This is a genomic window from Pseudomonas sp. TR47 (assembly GCF_044143025.1).
Taxonomy (GTDB): domain Bacteria; phylum Pseudomonadota; class Gammaproteobacteria; order Pseudomonadales; family Pseudomonadaceae; genus Aquipseudomonas; species Aquipseudomonas putida_E.
This window is the reverse complement of the sequence record NZ_JBHFCS010000025.1, coordinates 40929-64193: the sequence shown is the minus strand read 5'-3', so window position 1 is coordinate 64193 and position 23265 is coordinate 40929. Positions and strand designations below refer to the sequence as shown.

Sequence of the window (23265 nt, the reverse complement as noted above, 5' to 3'; positions counted from 1 at the left end):
CCTAGCAAATGACCGACAAAAAAGTTACTCGACTGCGTCGCGCTCGCAAAGCACGTCTCAAGATGCACGAACTCGAAGTCGTGCGCCTGTGCGTGTTCCGCTCCTCGCAGCACATCTACGCCCAGGTCATTTCGGCCGACGGCAGCAAGGTTTTGGCAAGCGCCTCGACCTTGGACAAAGACCTGCGTGATGGCGCCACTGGCAACATCGACGCGGCCACTAAGGTTGGCAAGCTGGTAGCTGAGCGTGCGAAAGCCGCCGGTGTATCTCAAGTTGCCTTTGACCGTTCCGGCTTCAAGTACCATGGCCGCGTCAAAGCGCTGGCTGATGCTGCTCGTGAAGGCGGGCTGGAGTTCTAAGTTATGGCAAATAACGATCAAAAGCGCGACGAAGGCTACATCGAGAAGCTGGTTCAAGTTAACCGCGTAGCTAAAACCGTTAAAGGCGGCCGTATCTTCACCTTCACCGCGCTGACCGTGGTTGGTGATGGTAAAGGTCGCGTCGGCTTCGGCCGTGGCAAATCGCGCGAAGTACCTGCCGCGATTCAGAAAGCCATGGAAGCTGCTCGTCGCAACATGATCCAGGTTGACCTGAAGGGCACCACCCTGCAGTACGCCACCAAGGCCGCCCACGGCGCCTCGAAGGTTTACATGCAGCCTGCTTCGGAAGGTACCGGTATCATCGCCGGCGGCGCCATGCGTGCTGTCCTGGAAGTTGCTGGTGTTCAGAACGTCCTGGCCAAGTGCTACGGTTCGACCAACCCAGTGAACGTGGTTTACGCCACCTTCAAGGGTCTGAAAGCCATGCAATCTCCTGAGTCCATTGCTGCCAAGCGCGGCAAGAGCGTTGAGGAGATCTTCTGATCATGGCAACCGTAAAAGTAACGCTGATCAAGAGCGTCTCGGGCCGTATCCCTAACCACAAACTGTGCGTTAAAGGTCTGGGTCTGCGTCGCATCGGTCACACTGTAGAAGTCCAGGATACTCCCGAGAACCGCGGGATGATCAACAAGGCTTACTACATGCTGCGCGTCGAGGGTTAATCGATGAAACTCAATGATCTGAGTCCAGCGCCGGGTTCCCGTCGCGAAAAGCATCGTCCGGGTCGTGGTATCGGTAGCGGTCTGGGCAAGACCGGCGGCCGTGGCCACAAAGGTCAGACCTCCCGTTCGGGTGGTTCGATCGCTCCGGGCTTCGAAGGCGGTCAACAGCCGCTGCACCGTCGCCTGCCGAAGTTCGGCTTCGTTTCCCTGAAAGCCATGGACCGCGCAGAAGTGCGTCTGTCCGAGCTGGCCAAAGTGGAAGGCGACGTGATCTCCGTGCAATCCCTGAAGGATGCCAACGTGATCAACCAGCACATTCAGCGTGTGAAAATCATGCTGTCTGGCGAAGTTACTCGCGCAGTCACCATCAAGGGTATCGCAGCCACCAAGGGTGCGCGTGCGGCTATCGAAGCAGCTGGCGGCAAATTCGAGGAATAAATGGCTAAGCAAGGTGCTCTCTCTTCGCTCGGTAAGGGCGGGATGTCGGAACTCTGGGCTCGTCTGCGCTTTCTGTTCATGGCGATCATCGTCTATCGGATAGGTGCGCATATCCCGGTTCCAGGCATCAATCCGGACCGTCTGGCGGATCTGTTTCGGCAGAATGAGGGGACCATTCTTAGCTTGTTCAACATGTTTTCCGGTGGCGCGCTTGAGCGCATGAGCATCTTTGCATTGGGGATCATGCCGTACATCTCGGCATCGATCATCATGCAGCTGATGACCGCGGTCAGCCCGCAACTGGAGCAGTTGAAGAAGGAAGGTGAAGCTGGCCGTCGCAAGATCAGCCAGTACACCCGCTACGGCACCGTTATTCTGGCGCTGGTTCAAGCCATTGGCATGTCCATTGGCCTGGCCAACCAGGGCGTGGCGTTTTCTGCGGGCCTTGGCTTCCATGTCGTCGCGGTTTCCACGTTTGTGGCAGGCGCGATGTTCATGATGTGGCTGGGTGAGCAGATCACCGAGCGCGGTGTGGGCAACGGTATCTCGATGTTGATTTTCGCAGGTATCGTTGCCGGTCTTCCGAGAGCAATCGGGCAGTCTTTCGAGTCTGCGCGCACAGGCGATATCAACATTTTCGCCCTGGTCGCTATCGGTTTGCTGGCAGTAGCGATTATCGGTTTCGTGGTGTTCATTGAGCGTGGTCAGCGTCGTATCGCCGTTCACTACGCCAAGCGTCAGCAGGGCCGCAAGGTCTTTGCAGCGCAGACCAGCCACTTGCCGCTTAAAGTGAACATGGCGGGGGTTATTCCGGCCATTTTCGCGAGCAGCATTCTGCTGTTCCCGGCTTCGCTGGGTGCCTGGTTCGGTCAGTCCGAAGGTATGGGCTGGCTGCAGGACATCTCGCAGTCGATCGCTCCTGGTCAGCCGTTGAACATTCTGCTGTTTAGTGCAGGGATCATTTTCTTCTGCTTCTTCTACACAGCGTTGATGTTCAACCCGAAAGACGTAGCGGAAAACCTGAAGAAGTCCGGTGCCTTTATTCCGGGTATCCGTCCTGGTGAGCAGTCGGCGCGCTACATTGATGGCGTTCTGACTCGTTTGACCATGTTCGGTGCTCTTTACATGATGGCCGTCTGCCTTCTGCCCCAGTTCCTGGTGGTGGCAGCAAATGTGCCGTTCTACCTTGGCGGGACCTCGTTGCTGATTGTGGTAGTGGTTGTGATGGACTTCATGTCCCAAGTACAATCGCACCTCGTTTCGCACCAGTACGAATCCCTGATGAAGAAAGCCAACCTGAAAGGCTACGGTGGCAGCGGTTTGCTGCGCTGATACGCCCCTAAGGTTCGAGGAGTCGGTAATGAAAGTTCGTGCATCGGTGAAAAAGCTGTGCCGCAACTGCAAGATCATCCGTCGCGAAGGCGTCGTACGAGTGATCTGCAGCTCGGAACCGCGTCACAAACAGCGCCAAGGCTGAGTGTGATCTGCGTTTCAAACCCAGCAGCTAGTGTGCTGCTGGGTTGATTATTCGTTTCTACAGCGATATTATCTCGCGCCCTATTTCTTGGCTTCCGGGGCGTAGGTAGCTGTCAATTGGAGTCCCACTGAATGGCCCGTATTGCAGGCGTCAACATTCCAGATAACAAGCATACTGTTATCTCGCTGACCTACATCTATGGTGTCGGTCGCACAACTGCACAGAAGATCTGTGCAGATGCTGGTGTAAATCCAGCCGCTAAGATCAAGGATCTGAGCGACGAGCAAATCGAAACCCTGCGTGGCGAAGTTGCGAAGTTCACCACCGAAGGTGACCTGCGTCGTGACGTCAACATGAAGATCAAGCGCTTGATGGACCTGGGTTGCTACCGCGGCCTGCGTCATCGTAAAGGTCTGCCGGTTCGCGGTCAGCGCACCAAGACCAACGCACGCACCCGTAAGGGCCCGCGTAAGCCGATCCGCAAGTAATCGCCCAGGAATATAGACATGGCAAAACCTGCTGCTCGTCCTCGTAAGAAAGTCAAAAAGACAGTGGTTGATGGCATCGCCCACATCCATGCGTCTTTCAACAACACCATCGTGACCATCACCGACCGTCAGGGCAATGCTTTGTCCTGGGCGACCTCCGGTGGTTCGGGTTTCCGTGGTTCGCGCAAATCCACCCCGTTCGCAGCTCAGATCGCTGCTGAGCGTGCTGGTCAAGCTGCGCTGGAATACGGTCTTAAGAACCTCGACGTAAACGTCAAGGGTCCAGGTCCAGGTCGTGAGTCCGCCGTTCGTGCATTGAACAGCTGCGGCTACAAGATCGCCAGCATCACCGACGTGACGCCAATCCCGCACAACGGGTGCCGTCCGCCGAAGAAGCGCCGCGTGTAATCAGGAGACAGAAGAATGGCACGTTACATTGGTCCAAAATGCAAACTGTCTCGTCGTGAAGGCACCGACCTGTTCCTGAAGAGCGGCGTTCGCGCTCTGGAATCGAAGTGCAACATCGAAGCAGCCCCAGGTATCCACGGCCAGCGCCGTGGCCGTCAGTCCGACTACGGTACCCAGCTGCGCGAGAAACAAAAAGTCCGTCGTATCTACGGTGTTCTGGAGCGTCAGTTCCGCGGTTACTACCAGGCTGCTGCCTCGAAAAAAGGCGCAACCGGTGAGAACCTGCTGCAACTGCTCGAGTGCCGTCTGGATAACGTCGTCTACCGTATGGGCTTCGGCTCGACTCGTTCCGAGTCCCGTCAGCTGGTTTCGCACAAAGCGATCAGCGTCAACGGTAAGACTGTAAACATTCCATCCTACCAAGTTCGTCCGGGTGACGTGGTCGCGGTTCGCGAGAAGTCGTCGAACCAGCTGCGCATTGTTCAAGCCCTTGAACTGTGCGCCCAGCGTGGCCGCGTTGAGTGGGTAGACGTAGATTCCGCTAAGAAGTCGGGCGTTTTCAAGAACGTTCCTGCTCGCGGCGACCTGTCTGCCGACATCAACGAAAACCTGATTGTCGAGCTCTACTCCAAGTAAGGGCTAGAAAATAGGTGCATCCATGCAGATTTCGGTAAATGAGTTCCTGACTCCCCGCCATATTGATGTGCAGGTAGTCAGTCCGACCCGCGCCAAGATCACGCTCGAGCCTCTCGAGCGTGGCTTCGGCCATACCCTGGGCAACGCGCTGCGCCGCATCCTGTTGTCCTCCATGCCTGGCTGTGCAGTAGTCGAGGCCGAGATCGATGGCGTACTCCATGAGTACTCCGCGATCGAAGGTGTACAGGAAGACGTAATTGAAATCCTGTTGAACCTTAAAGGCCTGGCTATCAAACTGCACGGTCGTGACGAAGTTACGCTGACCTTGTCGAAAAAGGGTTCGGGGGTGGTTACCGCTGCCGATATTCAGCTGGATCACGATGTCGAGATCGTCAACCCCGATCACGTAATCGCGAACCTGGCGTCCAACGGCGCCCTGAACATGAAGCTCACTGTAGCTCGTGGTCGCGGTTACGAGCCGGCTGACTCCCGTCAAACCGACGAAGACGAAAGCCGTAGCATTGGCCGTCTGCAGCTGGACGCTTCGTTCAGCCCGGTGCGTCGTATCGCCTATGTGGTCGAGAACGCCCGTGTTGAACAGCGTACCAACCTGGACAAGCTGGTCATTGATCTGGAAACCAACGGCACCCTGGATCCTGAAGAGGCTATCCGCCGCGCTGCGACCATCCTGCAACAGCAGTTGGCCGCGTTCGTCGACCTCAAAGGTGACAGCGAGCCTGTCGTAGTCGAGCAGGAAGACGAGATCGATCCGATCCTGCTGCGTCCGGTTGACGACCTGGAACTGACTGTACGTTCGGCCAACTGCCTCAAGGCGGAGAACATCTACTACATCGGCGACCTGATTCAGCGTACCGAAGTAGAGCTGTTGAAGACTCCTAACCTGGGCAAGAAGTCCCTGACTGAAATCAAGGACGTGCTGGCCTCTCGTGGTCTGTCTCTCGGCATGCGCCTCGACAACTGGCCGCCTGCAAGTCTTAAGAAAGACGACAAGGCGACCGCCTGATCGTCGTAATCACCGAACGTAGTGTTTGGTAAGGAATGAATCATGCGTCATCGTAAAAGTGGACGTCACCTGAGCCGTACCAGCTCTCACCGCAAAGCTATGTTCCAGAACATGGCTGTGTCGCTGATCGAGCACGAGCTGATCAAAACCACCCTGCCGAAAGCCAAGGAACTGCGCCGCGTTGCCGAGCCGCTGATCACCCTGGCCAAGGAAGACAGCGTTGCTAACCGCCGTCTGGCCTTCGACCGTACCCGTTCGAAGTCGGCTGTTGGCAAACTGTTCAACGATCTGGGCAAGCGTTACGCCACCCGTCAGGGCGGCTACCTGCGCATCCTGAAGTGCGGTTTCCGCGCTGGCGACAACGCGCCTATGGCGTACGTCGAGCTGGTTGATCGTCCAGTCGGTGGTGCTGTAGAAGCTGCCGAGTAAGACGTTCTGTCTGCTACAGAAAACCGGGCCTAGCGCCCGGTTTTTTGTTTCTGCAGGTATTGTTTATTTCTATTGATACAAGACATGTAATGAATTTGTTTTGAAACAACCGCTCGTCGATACTCCTATCCAAGCCGATTCGCCGGCAGTCCAAGACCGATATGGAGAGCCCATGAGCAAGATTCTCACCACCGCCAGCGGTGCCCCCGTAGCTGACAACCAGAATTCCCGCTCTGCTGGCCCGCGCGGCCCGCTGCTGCTCGACGATTTCCACCTGATCGAGAAACTCGCTCACTTCAATCGAGAGAACATCCCTGAACGGCGTGTGCACGCCAAGGGCTCCGGAGCCTATGGCACCTTTACAGTCACCCAGGACATCACTCGATTCACCAAGGCCAAGCTGTTCGACACGATTGGTAAGCAGACTGAAACCTTCCTGCGTTTTTCTACCGTCGGTGGCGAGCGCGGTTCGGCAGATACCGAGCGTGATCCTCGTGGCTTTGCAGTAAAGTTTTACACCGAGGAAGGCAACTGGGACATCGTGGGTAACAACACCCCGGTTTTCTTCATTCGTGACCCGCTAAAATTCCCGGACTTTATTCACACCCAGAAGCGCCACCCGCAAACCAACCTGAAGAACGCCCAGATGATGTGGGACTTCTGGTCGCATTCGCCGGAGGCGTTGCACCAGGTCACCATCCTGTTCTCTGATCGTGGCATCCCGGACGGCTACCGCCACATGCACGGCTTCGGCAGCCACACCTATAGCCTGATCAGCGCTGCTGGCGAGCGTACCTGGGTCAAATGGCACTTCAAGACCCAACAAGGCATCAAGAACCTTACGCCCGCCGATGCTGCGCGCCTGGCCGGTACAGACCCTGACTACGCCCAGCGCGACCTGTTCGAGGCGATCGAACGCGCAGACTACCCGCGTTGGACCGTGTGCATTCAGGTCATGACTGAAGAGGAGGCGGCCAGTCGCGATGAAAATCCGTTCGATGTGACCAAGACCTGGTCGCAGAAGGACTATCCGTTGATCGAGGTAGGTGTGCTGGAACTTAACCGCAACCCGCTCAACTATTTCGCCGAAGTCGAGCAGGCAGCGTTTGGCCCGAGCAACATGGTGCCGGGCGTGGGGCTTTCGCCAGATCGCATGCTGCAGGGCCGCGTGTTCGCCTATGCCGATGCGCATCGCTACCGCGTGGGCACCAACCATCAGCAGTTGCCCGTCAACGCGCCACGCTGCCCGGTCAATAGCTACCAGCGTGATGGTTCTATGGCTTTTGGTAGTTATGGCGGTGCGCCCAATTACGAGCCCAACAGCTATCGCGACGCGCCTAAGCAGTCGCCTGACCATGGCGAACCTGCATTGGCCCTCAATGGAGCAGCTGATCGCTACGATCACCGTGAAGACAACGACTATTACAGCCACGCCGGTGCACTGTTCCGCTTGATGAGCGACGAGCAAAAGGCACTGCTGATCAGCAATATCGCTGGAACCATGGCAGGCGTCAGTGAAGATGTCATCCAGCGTCAGTTGCAGTACTTCTTCAGGGCTGATCCGGCCTACGGTGAAGGCATCGCCAAGGCATTGGGCGTGAATCTCGCCTAACTCGAAGTGATAAGGAGAACCGCCCTCATTTGGGCGGTTTTTCAATGAATATCACTACTGTTTACCCGATTTTTTGCCCCTGATTGCGCAGTTTTCAGTGACCGCAAGCAATTCCTGGTTCAAACTATGTTTCATTAGACGTATCCACACGGAGAATCAGGGCGATGCAAGGTCACCCGGACGTAATCAATTATCTCGTCACGTTGCTGAAGGGCGAACTGGCCGCACGCGATCAGTACTTCATTCACTCGCGCATGTACGAAGACTGGGGCCTGTCCAAGCTCTACGAACGCATCAACCATGAGATGGAAGAGGAAACCCAGCACGCCGATGCGCTGATGCGGCGTATCCTCATGCTCGAAGGCACCCCCGATATGCGCGCGGATGACCTGGAAGTGGGCAGCACCGTGCCGGAAATGATCGAAGCGGACCTCAAGCTTGAGTACAAGGTTCGTGCCGCCCTGTGCAAGGGTATCGAGCTGTGCGAGCTGCACAAGGACTACATCAGTCGCGATATCCTGCGTGCCCAGCTGGCCGATACCGAAGAAGATCACACCTATTGGCTTGAGAAGCAGCAGGGCCTGATCAAGGCCATCGGCCTGGACAACTACCTGCAGTCGCAGATGTAAGTTATCCACAGACTAAAAAAGAGCCCCTGGCACCATCGGTAACCAGGGGCTTTTTCATGCACAGGCAGATCAGGCCCGGTCACGCTCCAGAAGCGGTTTGAGATAGTGCCCTGTGTACGACTGCTTCATCTTTGCCAGCTCTTCCGGTGTACCGCTGGCAATAATTTGCCCACCCTTTGAACCACCCTCCGGGCCCAGGTCAACCAACCAGTCCGCGGTCTTGATCACATCAAGGTTATGTTCGATAACCACCACGGTGTTGCCGTGGTCGCGCAGGCGATGCAACACATCCAGCAACTGCTGGATATCGGCGAAGTGCAGGCCGGTGGTCGGCTCGTCAAGGATGTACAACGTCTTGCCAGTATCGCGCTTGGACAGTTCGCGTGAGAGCTTGACCCTTTGCGCTTCACCGCCCGACAGCGTGGTCGCCGACTGCCCCAGTTTGATGTAAGACAGCCCCACATCCATCAGGGTTTGCAGCTTGCGCGCCAGTGCCGGCACCGCATCGAAGAATTCGCGAGCATCCTCGATGGTCATTTCCAGCACCTCGTGGATGTTCTTGCCCTTGTATTTGATCTCCAGGGTTTCGCGGTTGTAGCGCTTGCTCTTGCACACGTCGCACGGCACGTAGATATCTGGCAGGAAGTGCATCTCCACCTTGATCAGCCCATCGCCTTGGCACGCCTCGCAACGCCCGCCCTTGACGTTGAACGAGAAACGCCCTGGGCCGTAGCCGCGCGAGCGCGATTCCGGCACGCCGGAAAACAGCTCGCGAATCGGGGTAAAGATGCCGGTATAGGTCGCCGGGTTCGAACGCGGTGTGCGGCCGATCGGGCTCTGGTCGATATCGACAACCTTGTCCAGGAGCTGCAGGCCATCCATGTTGCTGTGCGGGGCGGCTTCCAGGCTGCTCGCACCATTGAGGGCTGTAGCGGCCAGGGGATACAGCGTGTTGTTGATCAACGTCGACTTGCCCGAGCCGGATACGCCAGTCACGCAGGTCAGCAGACCGATCGGGATTTCCAGATCAACGTTCTGCAGGTTGTTGCCACGCGCACCCTTGAGCTTGAGGGATAGCTTTTTGTCGCGGGGGGTGCGTTTGGCCGGTACAGCGATTTTCTTGCGCCCGGACAGGTACTTCCCGGTCAGCGAGTCGGGATGTGCCATGACTTCCTGAGGCGTGCCCTCGGCAACGATCTGGCCACCGTGTACGCCGGCACCCGGGCCGATGTCCACCACGTAGTCAGCCAGGCGAATGGCGTCTTCGTCGTGCTCGACCACGATCACGGTATTACCCAGATCGCGCAGGTGGTTCAGGGTGGCGAGCAGGCGGTCGTTGTCGCGTTGATGAAGACCGATGGACGGCTCATCAAGGATATACATCACTCCGACCAGCCCTGCGCCAATCTGGCTGGCAAGGCGGATCCGCTGCGCTTCGCCGCCGGACAGGGTGTCGGCACTGCGATCCAGGGTGAGGTAATCCAGGCCGACGTTGACCAAAAACTGTAGGCGTTCGCAGATTTCCTTGAGGATCTTTGCAGCGATTTCACCACGACGCCCGGTCAAGGTCAGCTCGCCGAAGTAGCTGCTGGCTTCACCGATAGGCAGGTTGGTCACCGCCGGCAGGGTTTTTTCGCCTACCCAGACATGACGGGCTTCCCGGCGCAGGCGGGTGCCGCGGCAGTCGGGGCAGGGCTGGGTGCCGAGGAACTTGGCCAGCTCCTCGCGCACCGTGGCCGACTCGGTCTCGCGGTAACGCCGCTCCAGGTTGGGCACGATCCCTTCGAACGGGTGCGAACGCTTGACGATATCGCCACGGTCGTTCAGGTACTTGAAGTCGACGCTCTGCTTGCCGCTGCCTTGCAGGATCACTTTCTGGTGTTCGGCCGACAGCTCGCCGAACGGCTCCTCCAGGCTGAAGCCGTAATGCGCTGCCAGCGAGCCAAGCATCTGGAAGTAATAGACGTTGCGCCGATCCCAGCCGCGGATAGCACCCTCGGCCAATGTCAGCTCGCTGTTGACCAGACGCTTGATATCGAAAAATTGCTTCACCCCCAGGCCGTCGCAGGTCGGGCAGGCGCCGGCCGGGTTGTTGAAGGAGAACAGCTTGGGCTCCAGCTCGCTGATCGCATGGCCGCAGACCGGGCAGGCGAAGCGGGCGGAGAAGATCGTCTCTTCGCCTTCTTCATCGTCCATCGGTGCAACCAGGGCGATGCCGTCGGCCAGCTTGAGAGCGGTCTCGAATGACTCGGCAAGGCGTTGTTGCAGGTCGGCGCGGACCTTGAAGCGGTCCACTACCACATCGATGCTGTGCTTCTTCTGCTTGTCCAGCTTGGGCAGTTCGTCGAGTTCGTAGAGCTTGCCGTTGACGCGTGCCCGAACGAAGCCCTGGGCACGCAATTCGTCGAACACGGCCAGGTGCTCACCCTTGCGCTCGCGGATCACCGGTGCCAGCAGCATCAGTTTGCTGCCTTCCGGGCGCTCCAGCACCAGGTCGACCATCTGGCTGATGGTCTGCGCCTCCAGCGGAATGTCGTGGTCCGGGCAGCGCGGCGTACCCACGCGAGCATAAAGCAGGCGTAGGTAGTCGTAGATTTCGGTGATGGTACCTACCGTCGAACGCGGGTTGTGCGAAGTCGACTTCTGCTCGATGGAGATGGCGGGCGACAGGCCTTCGATGGTGTCGACGTCAGGTTTTTCCATCATCGACAGGAATTGCCGGGCGTAGGCCGACAGCGATTCCACATAGCGGCGCTGACCCTCGGCGTACAAGGTATCGAATGCCAGGGAAGACTTCCCCGACCCGGACAAGCCGGTGATCACGATCAGCTTGTCCCGCGGCAGGGTCAGGTCGATGTTCTTCAGGTTGTGGGTACGTGCCCCACGAATCAGGATCTTGTCCACTGCGGCCTCGCTTGGCGGGCATAAACAAGGAAGTATACGGCGCGCTGCCAGTACGCGGCAAAGCGTCGCGTAGATGCCGTCAAGCTGTCGGACTGATAGAATCGCCGCCGGTTCACACGAGGTTAATCCATGCACGACACCCACAACGAGCGCATGAGTGGCAGCGAAACGCGCGCCGCTGGCGGCCTGGCCCTGGTCTTTGCCTTTCGTATGCTGGGCATGTTCATGGTCCTGCCGGTGCTGGCCACTTACGGCATGGACATGGCCGGCGCCACGCCCGCGCTGATCGGCCTGGCCATCGGTGCCTATGGCCTGACCCAGGCGTTTTTTCAGATCCCGTTCGGGATGATTTCCGACCGCATCGGGCGACGTCCGGTGATCTATCTGGGCTTGGTGATCTTCGCCCTGGGCAGTGTGCTGGCGGCTCAAGCCGACTCCATCTGGGGTGTGATTGCCGGGCGCATTCTGCAAGGCGCCGGGGCAATTTCTGCTGCAGTCATGGCGCTGCTGTCCGACCTGACCCGCGAGCAGCACCGTACCAAGGCCATGGCCATGATCGGCATGAGCATCGGCCTGTCGTTCGCCGTGGCGATGGTCGTCGGCCCGCTTCTCACCAGCGCCTTCGGCCTGTCAGGATTGTTCCTCGCCACGGCAGGACTTGCCCTGGTCGGCATTTTGCTGATCGCTTTTGTCGTGCCCAACACCCACAGCACTTTGCAGCACCGCGAGTCGGGTGTGGCGCGCCAGGCGCTCGGCCCAACCCTGCGCCATCCGGACCTTCTGCGCCTGGACACCGGTATCTTCATCCTCCACGCGATCCTCATGGCGAGCTTCGTCGCGCTGCCTCTGGCCTTCGTCGAGCGCGGCGGCTTGCCCAAGGAAGAGCATTGGTGGGTATACCTGACCGCGCTGTTCATCTCATTTTTTGCAATGGTCCCGTTCATCATCTACGGCGAAAAAAAGCGCAAGATGAAACGCGTATTGGCTGGAGCGGTCAGTGTGTTGCTGCTGGTGGAGGTGTTCTTCTGGCAGTGGGCTGACAACTTGCGCGGACTGGTGATTGGCACCGTGGTATTCTTTACTGCATTCAACCTGCTGGAGGCATCGCTGCCGTCGCTGGTTAGCAAGGTGTCGCCTGCTGGCGGCAAGGGGACGGCGATGGGGGTGTATTCCACCAGCCAGTTCCTTGGCGCAGCGCTGGGTGGAATCCTTGGTGGCTGGCTGTTCCAGCACGGTGGGCTGAACACGGTGTTCCTCGGTTGCGCGGTGCTGTGTGCCGTATGGCTGGTGGTCGCGTTGCGCATGAACGAGCCGCCTTATGTGACCAGCCTGCGCATGCCACTGACGCCTGAGGCAGTCCGGGAAGCCGGCCTGACCGAGCGCCTGATGGCCGTGCCGGGTGTGACCGACGCCGTTGTGGTGGCAGAAGAAGCTGCCATCTATATCAAACTGGATACGAAAATTTTGGACCGTGCGACCCTCGAGCGTCTGGTGAACCCAGCCTCATCGGCGTGCGAAGCCTAGGAGAACGTTATGGCCCGTGGGGTTAACAAAGTCATTCTGGTCGGCACCTGTGGCCAGGATCCCGAAGTCCGCTACCTGCCCAACGGTAACGCCGTGACCAACCTGAGCCTGGCTACCAGCGAGCAGTGGACCGACAAGCAGTCGGGCCAAAAGGTCGAGCGTACCGAGTGGCACCGTGTGTCGATGTTCGGCAAGGTTGCTGAAATCGCTGGCGAATACCTGCGCAAGGGTTCGCAGGTGTACATCGAAGGCAAGCTGCAGACCCGCGAGTGGGAAAAAGACGGCATCAAGCGTTACACCACCGAAATCATCGTCGACATGCAGGGCACCATGCAGCTGCTCGGTGGCCGTCCGCAGAACCAGCAAGGTGGCGGCGACCAGTACAACCAGGGTGGTGGTAACAACTACAACCAGGGTGGCCAGCAGCAACAGTACAACCAGGCCCCACCGCGTCAGCAGGCCCCGCGCCCGCAACAGGCCCAGCAGCGCCCAGCGCCGCAACAGCCCGCGCCGCAGCCGGCTGCTGACTTTGACAGCTTTGATGACGATATTCCGTTCTGATAAAAACGGTCAGGCGTCGCGCTACACCGAAACCCAGGGCATTTGCCCTGGGTTTTTTCATATGTGAGTTCATACCCCGCTGTCCAGCGCTGCTTAGGCAAATTGCGCGTCCAGCTCAGGCGTTGCGCCGCTGATACCGATACCGCCGATGTGTTCGCCGTTCGCGTCCAGGATCGGCAGACCGCCACCCAGCAGCGTGAAACCTGGCAGTGACGCGTATGGCTTTGCTGGCAGCGCAGCGCTTCGCCCGCCCGAGCTCGGCAGCGTTCTCAATGGTTTCGATGACGTCGCTTAGCAGTTCGCTGACGTGGGGCAGGACGTTGGGTGGATACATATCGGATTGGACGGTGAATAATGGTGTGATGGCAGGTTTGCGGGGGGGGACGATCTTTTCATGGCATGTGAACTTTGTTCGGCTTAAGGAAACTGCCACCTAAATCTTTCTCACGGATTATGGTTGGCAGCCGTGCACGGGGTGAGAAACCGAGGAACAAATGCAAACCTCGCCAGGACAAGCCTGCCTGCGCACGGCCGCAATAACTGCGATGCATTGTATCAGTCGAGTTCTCACGGCCGGTTGTCTAAACGACCCTAAAACGTTATCCCTGAGGCATTTCCCAGACAGCAGCGATACTTCAGCAGCGCGAGTAGGGCAATTCCCAAGCATGCTGATTCTGAAGCATTTGGTTTAAGGTTCAGAAATGTCTTACGGCAAATGGATGTATTGCTTCTGGGTGCATGGCAGGAAATGTGGTGGGGCCCGATGTGTTTGGCGCAAAAATTCAGCGCCCATGATATCGACCCGCCCGCGCGTCGCGGGCAAACCGCCTCATACTCGATCCGGCGTTTCTGAGTCGAAGAGCCCGGGTGAGTATAAGGGACATTTAAGAGTCCGATGTGCCGAATCAAAGAAGGTGCGATACTTTCAATAGGGCATTACATGGTTTGAGGAAGGAGTGCAAGTCTGCGTGTGGGGTATATCCGTGCAGGTTGAGGGGGTAGGATTTGAACGTGCCATTAAACACGTGACTCCTTAACAAATACGGAGTGTTCATATGTCAGAGCGTGCTGCTGTTAAACAAAATCTGGAGCAAGTCACAGATATACTGAGGTCAGATCCTTTCGAAGGGCGAGACTTTTTCTGGGAAACAGCATCGGTTTGCCAGGGATGGATACTTGAAGATTAATAACCTGATCCATCCTGAAGTACGCGATCAAATTTCTGTCGATGTGAAGTACCTCTTGGCAAATTTTTCAAAGCGCCGGGATTTTTTGATTGAATCGACGGGCAACACGCCGCGCTATTTGAGTAACGTTCCTCAGGAAAGCATCGAAGCCCATGGGCGGTATATTCCGCATGCTTATAGGTCTCGCTACCTGAGTAGTTTGATCAGTCACATAGTTAAGGAGGAGGTTATCCCAACCCCTTGGAAGTGGGATAACTTCATCATTAACAGTCAGCATAAGTCAGGTGATACCCATGGTTGGCATTGGGGCGACTACCCCTACACGATCATTTGGATCGTCGAGGCACCGGCACTCGAGGCAGGAGGTTTGTTGGAGTGCGTACCGCATACGTATTGGGATAAGCAGAACCCCCGAGTAGAAAACTTATTGGTGGAAAACAAGATCGACTCCTACTTCCACGTCACAGGTGATGTCTATCTGCTCAAGGCAGACACCACGCTGCATCGGGTTAAACCACTGACACAAGATGTCACCCGCATCATTCTCAACACCACGTGGGAAAGGGCGAGGGACAAGGATCGGGAAGTCGAGCACGAAACCTTCGTCTTCCGGGATTGAAGTTTGAGGATTAGCGCATGACCAAGGTCAAATACTCACACGCTAACCTGATCGCCACTGACTGGAAAAAGATAGCCAAGTTCTATGTTGATGTATTTGGCTGTGTTCCGGTCGGCCCTGTGCGTCGGCTTTCAGGGCAATCGGTGGCAGATGGTACCGGGTTGATAAAACCGGAGATCGAAGGCATACATCTTCGGTTGCCCGGTAACGGGGAGGGCGGGCCGACGCTAGAAGTATTTCAGTATTGTCATTTTCATGATGAACCGGAAAAGTTTGCCAATTCGCGCGGCTTTAGCCACATCGCATTTGAAGTTTCCGACGTGGAAGCTGTATGTGCAAAAGTGATCAGCTCAGGTGGATGGCTGCTAGGGAAGTTGGCGAGGCAGCCTGTCGAGGGGGTAGGTATTTGCACCTTCATATACGTCCGTGATCCCGATCGAAACATTATCGAACTCCAGGCCTGGGAGGCACCATGAAGCGTGTACTTGCACATTTCGATCTGGTGAAACCCAAGTTTCCCAAGGGAGACACCAGAATGGAAGAGTTCTATGCCTCGACCAGCTATGTGAACGCTCTAGCTGAGCAACATCCGGGGTTCATCTGGCGTGAGACCGAAGAGGATCAGCCGCTGCTGGATCAGTTATGGGGCGAGGGTTATCTCTACACGCTCTCGCTGTGGAGGGACGTCGAATCACTCAAGGACTTTCTCTATAACACCTCGCACAAGTCATTCATGCGGCGTGGAAGGGAGTGGTTCGAGCCCATCTTACGCCCCCGGGTAGTGTTGTGGTGGGTCGAGGAAAGTCATATCCCCACCTTACGCGAGGCCCATACCCGACTCACGCGATTGCACGAGGTTGGGCCATCTCATGACGCTTTTGACCTGCGCTGCAGCGAAGTACCGACCGTTCTGTACTGAGGAGTGGAGATGAAAGAATTAGCTCGGAATACACAACAGCAACTTGCCGACTATTATCGCTGTTTTCTCGGAGATCCGGCACAACTTGTGGCTGCACGGCAATCGGTCAGATTGGCCCGCAACATTGTGGAGCAGATGGAGGATGAATGGACCGCGGTCGAGGAGGGCCTAGTTGATCTGCGTGACCTGCCCACTACACAGGATGCATTTCTCTCGTGGTACGTCATGTACGAGAAGAGGATCAATGAAGATATTCGCTTCTTCGTGGACTTCATGCGCCACCAGGCCAGTTCTGAACAGGTCGCTTACTACATCTGCATGGAGGAAATGGTTGATGGTTCTTTCGATGACCTGATGGCAGTGGCTCAGTTGGGTATGCCGATTCGGTGCAAGATGGTCGCCGGCGAGAACTATTGGGATGAAATGGGCAATGGAGACTTCGCCGCCGTGCACACCACGATGTTCCGCACCTCTTCCAGCTACATGCGTGATCTGTTGGAAAAGGCGGGTGTCAGCGTGCAGGTGCCCCCCCTTGAGTGCCTGATGAATGGCAACATCCTGCTGATGTGGGCCGTACGCCGCGAGTTCAACATGCGCCTTATCGGTGCGATGGGGTTGGTGGAGGGATCGGCGCCGGTACGCTTTGGTGCCACCACGGCGGCCATGGAGCGCTTGGGCTTGCCAAAAGACGTGATCGCCTATCACAAGGCCCATATCAGCATCGACACCCGGCACAGCGCCGCCTGGTACGAAACAGTGCTGCAGCATTACGCGGCGGGTGGTGAGGATGTAGTGCGCGAACTCTCTCTGGGCGTGATGATCCGCTACAACGTCGCGCTGCGTTACTACCACTACATGTATAAGACCATGCGGAGCCTGGGATGATAACTCATCGACAGACGGTGGTCGTCATCGACCCGATCAGTTCGGCCCGGCGCTATGGACATGATATTCGCCATAAGGGTTATCACGCGTTGGCCCTAGTGACCCGCAAGCAATTTCCCGGGCGTTTGCAGAAGCTGCATGGAGTCGACGAATTCGACGAGGTGGTGCATGTCGAGAACCTGGAACAGGCGAAGATCAGCATGGCCGGAAGAGAGGTGCATGCGGTCATCCCCGGTTCCGATTCTGCATTGCGAATAAGCGACGGGTTGGCGGCTTACTTGGGCTTGGCGGGCAACCCGATCCCAACCTGTGCTGCGCGGATCAACAAGCTTGAAATGAAGCGTCGTCTGCAACACGAGGGCGTCCCGGTCATGCCTGCGTTCAGGCTTTCCATGAATGACCTGGCCGAGGGCCATGATCCGGGTATTGCTTTCCCCGTGGTGGTTAAGCCGACCGAGGGCACAGGTGCGAGGAATGTTAGGGTCTGCCAGTCCAGAGGTGATATGTACAAGGCTCTGGGGGCCATCGAAAGCAATTTCGAGCCTGGAGCGCAGGAGGAAAAGCGTGCTTTGGTGGAGGCGTATGTCGAAGGCCCTGAATACTTTATTGTTACTGCAAATCTGGGGGTGTCGGGGCGACAGATTCTCTGCTTCGCCGAATACGAAAAGATTCGCGTCGGCGACCACCCCAGTGTCTATCGCAACATTCGATCCATTTCGCCCTTAAGCGATCAGGCGCGCCAGGCATTTGCCTACATATCCGAAGTCAACTCGGCCATCGAGGCCAACATTGGCATCAACGATATTGAGTTCAAGATCAACTCGGCGGGACACTTCATTATCGAACAGAACGGCCGCCTGCCCGGTGCAAATGTGCCTTCATTGATCGAGTTGTGCACCGGGCTTAACTGCTACGACCTCAACATAGATATCTATTTGGGTCATGCGCCGCTCACCTTGGCAGTCCCGCACTACGACAAGCATTTCTGTATCTGTTGCCTGATTTCTGAACAGAGCGGCACTGTGACGGGAATTGAAGGTATCACGCTGATCGAAGAGCTCGATTCGTTTCATGAGCTTGGCTTTTTTGTGAAGAAAGGCGAGGCCATCAAGGCGACACGAGACTTTCTGTCGGCTTGGGGTTTTGTCTACCTCATCCATAAGGATCCTGAAGTACTGCGCAGGCATTCGGATACCGTTCATGAGCGTCTGAAGCTGGCGTTTGCCTAGCTAGAGGATCAACGGCAGGTGTTGGTTAGGGCAAATCCATGTCGAACTGGTTAGTGCTGGTGTGTTTGATCTTGCTCGCCTGTGCAGTCTGCGGGCGTGTGGCTACGATGCTTGGCCAGAACCGGGTAATCGGGGAAATCGTTGCCGGTATACTGCTGGGTCCCACTTTGTTAGGGGCTTGGTTTCCGCAAGTGTCGGCAAAGGTGCTGACACCTGAATCGATAGAGATTGTCCGAGCGCTCGGCGAACTGGGGCTGATCATGCTGATGGTCGAAGTTCCCTGGCATGCCGCAGGTGTCGGAGAGTGGCGGGGAGGGCAACGTGCCCCGGCCTTGATCGCGAGTCTCGGAATCGTGCTGTCGTTCTTCATCGGCTGTGTCATCGGCGCCTGGTCGAAACCGTCTATTGCGCCGACGCCGCCCTATTGGTCCTACGTGATCTTCTGTGGGGTCGCACTGTCGGTGACAGCGCTGCCGGTGTTGGTGAGGATTATCCAGGAGCATGGAGGCATTGATGGGCAAGCCGGTCGATTGTCGCTCTCGGCGGCGGTGTATACCGATGTGTTCGCCTGGTTTGCACTGGCGATGGTGTTGGCATTGCACTTAGGTGGGGCGGGCGGCGTGTCCGAGAGCTTACTCAAGGTATGCGGTCTTTTAGCTTATGCCGGTCTGATGTTCGTAGTGGTCCGCCCATGGCTGAAAAACCGCATCGCTCACACTGCATTAAGTGAGCGTTCCCGTGTCGCAGTTGCCTTGGTCTATTGCCTGGGATCAGCGCAGGTTACCGCGATGCTCGGGTTCCACCAGGCCATCGGCGCGGTCATGGCGGCCTACGTGTTTCACGACCTGTTCTCGATGGAGCAGGCATGGCGCCGCTGGATCGGCAGGTTCGGTCATCTTTTTCTTACCCCGATTTTCTTTGCCTGCTCAGGTATTCAGGTTTCGCTGGCCGCTTTCGGGGAGCCTAGTCTTTGGTTGTGGCTGCTGTTGTTCCTGCTGGGTGGGACTATCGGCAAAGTGCTGGGCTCATATATAGGTGCTAGGGCATCGGGGTTGAGACCAATTGTTTCCATTGAAGTCGGCGTACTGATGAATACGAAAGGTCTTGTGGATTTGGTTGTGCTTGGCGTAGGACTCGAGGTAGGAGTGTTGTCGGAAAGTTCCTATAGTGTTCTTTTGGTACTGGCTGTTGTTTCAACTGCATTGACTAATCCGCTAATTTCGTTGCTAGCTTCGCGCTCGCGAAAGAGTATGCCGGGTTTATAAGGCCCCGTCCCGCGGGGTTTGATTTTTGTCATAAACCCGACTACTGTCTGGAGCGATCAGGGATCATTTATAATAAGGAACATTGCCTTGGACGTATTCATGGGGTTGCTGGCGGCGGCGTTCTGGGGAGCGACGGACTTTTTGGTCGGCGTGAACGCACGAGCAGTTGGGGTTAAACGAGCGGTGTTTTTCGGGCAGTTGCTGGGCTTTGTTCTAATGGCAATTATTATTGTCTTTTCAGCCAGTCAGTTGGAAAAGTTCATGTCTGCGCCTTGGCGCGCGCTAGGTGTTGGGGTAGTAGCATCTTTATGTACCGTTGTGGGGGCATTGGCGCTGTCGAAGGCATTTGCTGCTGGCAAAACTGCAGTTGTGGCGCCCCTAGTCACCTCGTATGGCGTTTTTACCACCCTGTTGGCGTGGCTGGGGGGGGACGCCCTGTCAGGGTGGCAGGTGAGCGGTATTCTCGTTTGCTTCTTCGGGGTTTTACTGGCCAGCCGAAGTCATCATGACGGTGATTTCGAGCGCAGGATCACCAGCACGATATCTGTAGGGTTTGCCTTGCTGGCGGCCATGCTTTACGGCATCAGCTTCTGGATTCAGGGCAAGTACGCCTTGCCGCAGCTGGGGCCGGTTAACATGTTGGCGCTGGGCTATGCAGTGGGGGTCATGTTTCTAATCCCTGAGGGATTCAAGTTGCTGCGGGACCACGCGACGATCAGCTTGAAGACCTTCGGTTCACTGTGCGGCGCCAGTCTTTTGAACCTGGGCGGGTTCTCCGCGTTTTCTTGGGGCGCACTCAATGGCTCGGTTTCCGTCGTCACCGTCATCAGTACCCTGTCGGGCGGCATTGCTGCGATCCTAGGGTACTTCTTTTATCGCGAGCGGCTGTCGGTCACTCAGGTTGGTGGGGTCAGTCTGGTGTTGTTAGGGGCTGTGCTTCTGCATCTTTACGGATGAAGCTTTTTCGCAGCGATGCAATTTTTTGCGGTGATTTCTTTTGGGGCCCTTTGCCAAGGGCGTATGTTTTAGTTGCTGGCCTAAAGATATGAGTGGTCATAATAATGGACTATCGAGGCTATCTTCCAAAAAGTCATGTAGATATGTTGCCTTGCATGGCGGCATTTGCTGTTGTTGTTGAAGCGGGAAGCTTTGTGGATGCGTCGGCCCGGCTAGGACTGACTGCATCCGCAGTCAGCAAGCAAGTATCGAAGCTTGAGAATGCATTATCGATTCGATTGCTCGAACGCAGCACTCGGCAGCTGAAAGTCAATGCCGAGGGGGCTCAGGTCTATTCACATTGCAAAGAGCTGCTTGAGTCTTCGGCGAATATATTTAGGCTCAAGGAGCGATTTCTTGAGAGTCCGCAAGGACTTATTCGCATCGCGGTCCCACGGTCCTTGTATGGAACATGTCATCAACTTATTCCCGAATTTCTCGAGCGTTACCCGGGTGTGAATGTGCAGCTCATTTCGAATGAGGGAGCTTTGGACTTCATCGCTGAAAGCATAGACATCGGTATCAGAATTACCGATACCCCGCCGTTAGGGTTGGTCGCGCGCAAGTTATTCCCTGTCGACTTTGTAGTCTGTGCTGCAGGCAGCTACATAGAAAAATATGGTCGACCGGTACACCCTTCCGAGTTGGCGGAGCACAGTTGCATACCTTTTTCCGACTTCAGCGAAAGCCAGACCTGGGAATTTTTATCGGCGCAAGGTGCTTGTGACGTCAGTTTTTCAGGTCGCTACGTTTCAGACAGTGCGGAAGCTGTATTGAACGCAACCCTCTCGGGGCTGGGTATTTCCTGTCTTACTGCCAGGCTGGCTGGCCAAGCGATTGCCGTCAACGACTTGGTGGAAGTGCTGCCCGAGTGGAAGTACGTGGGGGCTTTGCAGGGAATGGCGTGGATCCTCCATCAACCTGGGCGACATGTGTCACAGAAGGTCAAGGTGATGGTCGATTACCTGGTCTGCGCATTACGCAGGACAGGGCGAGCCTGAGAGCAGGATCACTGACGCAGTCGACAAGGAGATAGCGATGAAGGCACGGGTTGCCGAGTACTATTGTGAAACCTGCTGGTATTCCTACGACCCGGCACGGGGTGATCCGGAAAATGGTATCGAACCGGGTACGGCATTCGAAGATGTTCCGCAGCAATGGTGCTGTCCCGACTGCGGCCTGGGCAAGGAGGCTTTCGTCCCCCAGGAGCGTTGAGCGCTGGGCAGTGACACTCGCTGCCGATTCCCTGACCCATGTCATCGCACCTTCCCGATTTTTGACTAGTCTTGCCTACTGGCGACCAGCAAAAATCCGCCACCGTGACTACCTAGAGGCGTCGGTCATGTTCCGTGCGTCCACCACACTGGCGCAAGCCCTGTGGGTGCAGGTTTACCCGCGAAGAAACCAGCACCTGCCTCAAGGCCTGCGTTCGAAGTTCTTCGCCGCCGCCGCCGCCAGGTCCGGTGGCAGGAAGTCCTTGTCCGGGTTGTAGTCCGCCTTCAGGTACCGCTTGAGGTCCACCAGGTCCTGTGGGCTCAAGGTGCCGGCCGCCTGCTTCAGGCTCAGGTTGTCGAGAATGTAGTCGTACCGGCTGTTGTTGTAGTCGCGAACCGAGGTGTACAGCTGGCGCTGGGCATCGAGCACGTCGACGATGTTGCGGGTACCGACCTGGTAACCGATCTCGGTGGCTTCCAGCGCGCTCTGGTTGGAAATGATCGACTGCTTGCGCGCTTGCACCTGTTCCACATCGGTATTCACGGCACGGTGCAGGTTGCGTGTGTTCTCCACCACCTGGCGGCGCAGGCTCTCGCGTTGTTGCTCGCTCTGGCTCAGGCGCTGGTATGCCTCGCGTACCTGCGAGCTGGTCAGGCCGCCGCTGTAGATCGGAATGTTCAGTTGCAGGCCGATGCTGGTCTGCTCCACGTCACCGCTGTAGGGCACGCCCAGTTGCGAAGGGTTGGTGAAGCCCAGGCTGTCGTTGTCGCCTTTCTGGTACTTGGCTACCGCATCCAGGGTCGGGGCGTGGCCGGCCTTGCGCTGGCGCAGGGTTTCTTCGGCGGCATCGACTGCGTAGTTGGTTGCCAGCAGGCTGAGGTTCTGCCGCCCGGCAGTCTCGACCCAGGCCTTGGCATCGTTGGGCGTGGGCACCTGTATGGGCAAGGTGTGGACAACGCCCTGGATCGACGTGTATTCGCGGTTGGTGAGGGTCACCAATGCCTCGAAGGCATCCTGCACCTGGCGTTCGGCGATGATCCGGTTGGCCCGGGCGGTGTCATAGCTGGCCTGGGACTGCAGCACGTCGGTCTTGTCGGACAGGCCGACATCGAAACGTTCGTTGGACTGGTCGAGCTGGCGCTTGAAAGCCGATTCTTCGGCCTTGGTGGCTGCAAGGTTGTCCTGGGCTCGCAGCACGGCAAAGTAGCTTTGCGCGGTCTGCAGGATCAGATTCTGTTCGGTGGCAGACAACTCCAGCGCTGCCTGCTCATTGACAGCTTCGGCGGCCTGCAACTGGAACCAGCGGTCGGCGCGGAAGACAGGTTGCGCCAGGGTTGCACTCCAGGCGTTGCCGCTGCGGTTGGAGGTGATCGAGGGTTCGTCGAGCTTGGTGCGGGTGTTCATCATTTCGGCACCTGCCGACAGGTTGGGCAGCAGGCCGGCGCGGGCCTGGGGCACCACTTCGCGGCGCGCGCCATAATCGGCGCGCGCGGCGGCAAGATCGGCGTTGTTGTCGACCGCTTCCTGGTAGACGCTGACCAGGTCAGTCTTGACCGTCATGGGCACATCCGCTGCCCAGGCCACTCCGTTGGACGCACAAGACACGGCAATCGCCAGTGAAAGTTTGCGCAGCATAGAGGCAATCCTTGTACGAAATTTAATTACTGAACTGTTGAGTATCGAGCGTTGAGGCAGTGTAGTGCCATGCGCAACTGGCAACAATCGTTGGCTGTGCCTTTCATCATCCCCCCGTTTTACACGCTTGGCTTTGCCGGCCA

The 23265-nt window shown here is 57.1% G+C and carries 27 protein-coding genes; 24 read left to right on the top strand and 3 right to left on the bottom strand.

Annotated features, from left to right (window positions below):
• Positions 1–8 precede the first annotated feature (8 nt).
• The 13 genes from rplR to bfr all read left to right on the top strand — a co-directional run bounded on the left by rplR (position 9) and on the right by bfr (position 8183).
• Complete coding sequence (rplR, locus tag ACEWE8_RS22010; protein WP_008089801.1) at positions 9–359, top strand: 50S ribosomal protein L18; 351 nt, start codon at positions 9–11, stop codon at positions 357–359.
• A gap of 3 nt (positions 360–362) precedes the next feature.
• Entirely contained in the window at positions 363–863 is a 501-nt protein-coding gene (rpsE, locus tag ACEWE8_RS22005) for a 30S ribosomal protein S5 (RefSeq protein ID WP_003255465.1), read from the top strand.
• 2 nt (positions 864–865) lie between these two features.
• The gene (gene rpmD / locus ACEWE8_RS22000; RefSeq protein WP_008089798.1) at positions 866–1042 is read left to right on the top strand and encodes a 50S ribosomal protein L30; all 177 of its coding nucleotides are present in this window, start codon (positions 866–868) and stop codon (positions 1040–1042) included.
• A gap of 3 nt (positions 1043–1045) precedes the next feature.
• Positions 1046–1480 (top strand): 50S ribosomal protein L15, encoded by a 435-nt coding sequence (rplO, locus tag ACEWE8_RS21995; protein WP_003255461.1) that lies wholly within the window; start codon positions 1046–1048, stop codon positions 1478–1480.
• Positions 1481–2812 (top strand): preprotein translocase subunit SecY, encoded by a 1332-nt coding sequence (secY, locus tag ACEWE8_RS21990; protein ID WP_003255459.1) that lies wholly within the window; start codon positions 1481–1483, stop codon positions 2810–2812. It begins immediately after the preceding gene.
• Between the two features lie 28 nt (positions 2813–2840).
• A complete protein-coding gene (rpmJ, locus tag ACEWE8_RS21985) occupies positions 2841–2957 on the top strand; it encodes a 50S ribosomal protein L36 (RefSeq protein ID WP_046788135.1) in 117 nt (38 codons plus the stop codon).
• Between the two features lie 131 nt (positions 2958–3088).
• Positions 3089–3445 (top strand): 30S ribosomal protein S13, encoded by a 357-nt coding sequence (rpsM, locus tag ACEWE8_RS21980; RefSeq protein ID WP_012316515.1) that lies wholly within the window; start codon positions 3089–3091, stop codon positions 3443–3445.
• 18 nt (positions 3446–3463) lie between these two features.
• Positions 3464–3853: a 30S ribosomal protein S11 gene (gene rpsK, locus ACEWE8_RS21975; protein WP_003255454.1), complete on the top strand. Its 390-nt coding sequence runs from the start codon at positions 3464–3466 to the stop codon at positions 3851–3853.
• A gap of 15 nt (positions 3854–3868) precedes the next feature.
• Complete coding sequence (rpsD, locus tag ACEWE8_RS21970) at positions 3869–4489, top strand: 30S ribosomal protein S4 (protein ID WP_012316514.1); 621 nt, start codon at positions 3869–3871, stop codon at positions 4487–4489.
• 22 nt (positions 4490–4511) lie between these two features.
• Positions 4512–5513 carry a DNA-directed RNA polymerase subunit alpha gene (locus ACEWE8_RS21965; protein ID WP_003255452.1) on the top strand — a complete coding sequence of 334 codons (1002 nt, stop codon included), beginning with the start codon at positions 4512–4514 and terminating at the stop codon, positions 5511–5513.
• Positions 5514–5555: 42 nt separating this feature from the next.
• Positions 5556–5942, top strand: a complete 387-nt coding sequence (gene rplQ / locus ACEWE8_RS21960; RefSeq protein WP_003255451.1) for a 50S ribosomal protein L17 — start codon at positions 5556–5558, stop codon at positions 5940–5942.
• Between the two features lie 172 nt (positions 5943–6114).
• On the top strand, positions 6115–7554 hold the full coding sequence (locus ACEWE8_RS21955; RefSeq protein WP_046788134.1) for a catalase: 1440 nt from the start codon (positions 6115–6117) through the stop codon (positions 7552–7554).
• Positions 7555–7718: 164 nt separating this feature from the next.
• Positions 7719–8183, top strand: coding sequence for a bacterioferritin (bfr, locus tag ACEWE8_RS21950; RefSeq protein ID WP_046788133.1), 465 nt, complete (start codon positions 7719–7721; stop codon positions 8181–8183).
• Between the two features lie 69 nt (positions 8184–8252).
• On the opposite strand, the gene uvrA is transcribed toward bfr, so the two are convergent.
• Positions 8253–11087 carry an excinuclease ABC subunit UvrA gene (gene uvrA, locus ACEWE8_RS21945; protein WP_046788132.1) on the bottom strand — a complete coding sequence of 945 codons (2835 nt, stop codon included), beginning with the start codon at positions 11085–11087 and terminating at the stop codon, positions 8253–8255.
• Between the two features lie 129 nt (positions 11088–11216).
• Here uvrA and ACEWE8_RS21940 point away from each other — a divergent pair, with 129 nt between their 5' ends.
• Complete coding sequence (locus ACEWE8_RS21940; protein WP_046788131.1) at positions 11217–12611, top strand: MFS transporter; 1395 nt, start codon at positions 11217–11219, stop codon at positions 12609–12611.
• Between the two features lie 9 nt (positions 12612–12620).
• A complete protein-coding gene (locus ACEWE8_RS21935) occupies positions 12621–13172 on the top strand; it encodes a single-stranded DNA-binding protein (protein ID WP_012316509.1) in 552 nt (183 codons plus the stop codon).
• 93 nt (positions 13173–13265) lie between these two features.
• Here ACEWE8_RS21935 and ACEWE8_RS21930 read toward each other — a convergent pair whose 3' ends face one another.
• Positions 13266–13445, bottom strand: coding sequence for a heme-binding protein (locus tag ACEWE8_RS21930; protein WP_223255171.1), 180 nt, complete (start codon positions 13443–13445; stop codon positions 13266–13268).
• 903 nt (positions 13446–14348) lie between these two features.
• On the opposite strand from ACEWE8_RS21930, the gene ACEWE8_RS21925 reads away from it, so the two are divergent.
• The 9 genes from ACEWE8_RS21925 to ACEWE8_RS21885 all read left to right on the top strand — a co-directional run bounded on the left by ACEWE8_RS21925 (position 14349) and on the right by ACEWE8_RS21885 (position 21487).
• Positions 14349–14978: an ArpA protein gene (locus ACEWE8_RS21925; RefSeq protein WP_395589367.1), complete on the top strand. Its 630-nt coding sequence runs from the start codon at positions 14349–14351 to the stop codon at positions 14976–14978.
• Positions 14979–14995: 17 nt separating this feature from the next.
• Positions 14996–15454, top strand: coding sequence for a VOC family protein (locus tag ACEWE8_RS21920; RefSeq protein WP_046788129.1), 459 nt, complete (start codon positions 14996–14998; stop codon positions 15452–15454).
• Entirely contained in the window at positions 15451–15897 is a 447-nt protein-coding gene (locus ACEWE8_RS21915; RefSeq protein ID WP_046788128.1) for a DUF3291 domain-containing protein, read from the top strand. The genes ACEWE8_RS21920 and ACEWE8_RS21915 overlap by 4 nt, the downstream gene beginning before the upstream one ends.
• 9 nt (positions 15898–15906) lie before the next feature.
• Positions 15907–16782 (top strand): iron-containing redox enzyme family protein, encoded by an 876-nt coding sequence (locus tag ACEWE8_RS21910; protein ID WP_080952214.1) that lies wholly within the window; start codon positions 15907–15909, stop codon positions 16780–16782.
• A complete protein-coding gene (locus tag ACEWE8_RS21905; RefSeq protein ID WP_046788127.1) occupies positions 16779–18011 on the top strand; it encodes an ATP-grasp domain-containing protein in 1233 nt (410 codons plus the stop codon). Before ACEWE8_RS21910 ends, ACEWE8_RS21905 begins: the two co-directional genes overlap by 4 nt.
• A 38-nt stretch (positions 18012–18049) precedes the next feature.
• Positions 18050–19276 (top strand): cation:proton antiporter, encoded by a 1227-nt coding sequence (locus ACEWE8_RS21900; RefSeq protein WP_046788126.1) that lies wholly within the window; start codon positions 18050–18052, stop codon positions 19274–19276.
• A gap of 87 nt (positions 19277–19363) precedes the next feature.
• Entirely contained in the window at positions 19364–20233 is an 870-nt protein-coding gene (locus tag ACEWE8_RS21895; protein WP_046788125.1) for a DMT family transporter, read from the top strand.
• A gap of 104 nt (positions 20234–20337) precedes the next feature.
• Positions 20338–21273, top strand: a complete 936-nt coding sequence (locus ACEWE8_RS21890; RefSeq protein ID WP_367903870.1) for a LysR family transcriptional regulator — start codon at positions 20338–20340, stop codon at positions 21271–21273.
• A gap of 37 nt (positions 21274–21310) precedes the next feature.
• Positions 21311–21487 (top strand): rubredoxin, encoded by a 177-nt coding sequence (locus tag ACEWE8_RS21885; RefSeq protein WP_046788123.1) that lies wholly within the window; start codon positions 21311–21313, stop codon positions 21485–21487.
• Positions 21488–21688: 201 nt separating this feature from the next.
• On the opposite strand, the gene ACEWE8_RS21880 is transcribed toward ACEWE8_RS21885, so the two are convergent.
• Complete coding sequence (locus ACEWE8_RS21880) at positions 21689–23122, bottom strand: TolC family outer membrane protein (RefSeq protein WP_046788122.1); 1434 nt, start codon at positions 23120–23122, stop codon at positions 21689–21691.
• Positions 23123–23265: the final 143 nt, after the last annotated feature.